Genomic DNA, 1059 nt, shown 5'->3' with positions numbered 1-1059 from the left:
ATCATTTGGAGTTGTGAGGTGAAATTTAGGCAGTTTATGGCACAATGATAGTAGCGTTACGCCCCCGCCAAAGGCGGGGTTGATGCGCTATTGCAATCGTTGGGCACAAACGATTACAAACGCTAATATCATTAGCAACCTGCTCATGTGGTTACCTCCTTTCTGGGGGCAACCCACACCCCCTGACCTCTTACACAGACAAGCTGCAGTGCACCATGCCTTAAGAGATAACCACATGTGTGCCAATAGGGTTATTATAGCTTATTGGTTTGACTTCATGGTATGGGGCTACTTCATTGTAGCGTTATCCGTGCTAGTGTGTGCATTCTGCACCCGCAAAGACTTCTCATGCATCTTAACTCATATGGTCTTACCGCTTAGCAGTTTAGAATGACGGTCTTGGCTTTGTATAACAACATGGGGTCACTTCATTGTGGCGGTATCCGTGCTAGTGTGTGCATTCTGCACACACACAGATGCCAAGTTTACCTTTACTCACGTTTTCCTACCGCTTAATAGTTTTGATAACGGTTTTGCTCCCTATCATGCTTTTTTAACCCTTGTTTCCCCTCTGCTTTTTGGCTTTAATGCCCATACCAAAAAGATATGAAGGACACCCATGGACAATGTCACGCCTCAAGAAGAAGTCATCTTAGAGCAGATTGAAGAACAGCTTTTAGAGCAGGCTGCTAGTCCTCAAGAAGAGTTCATAGGCACATGTGAGCCTGGCATCACTTACGCCTTGGTTGAGAATGATCTGGTGACAGACATCTTTGATGGGGCTATGCTGCCTGAATACAATCCTGCGCAATTGCACATCATCGCTCTACCTGTAGGGGAGGAACTCGCCTATAATGTGGGCAATAAAGTGCTCAATGGCGTGATTGAGCCCACTTCTCTAGCAGAGGCCAAGCGCAAACAATTATGGCTCATTAACGAAGGCTTTGAGCTAGAAGTATCCCAGCTACAACAAGAGCACTTCCCCCTAGAGGAAGTCCTAAGCTTTAATCTCCAAGCTCAAGAAGCCCAACTTTATTTGCAAGACCCACAAGCATCCAC

The 1059-nt window shown here is 46.1% G+C and carries 1 pseudogene; it reads left to right on the top strand.

Features of this window, described 5'->3' with window-relative positions:
- Positions 1–619 precede the first annotated feature (619 nt).
- Positions 620–1059, top strand: a pseudogene (locus C6H04_RS05545) (hypothetical protein); the annotation flags it as partial.

Origin of the sequence: Helicobacter salomonis (assembly GCF_900197775.1) — a bacterium.
Lineage (GTDB): Bacteria > Campylobacterota > Campylobacteria > Campylobacterales > Helicobacteraceae > Helicobacter > Helicobacter salomonis.
Note: the sequence above shows the minus strand (reverse complement) of the source record. Positions and strands in the feature narration are given on the sequence as shown.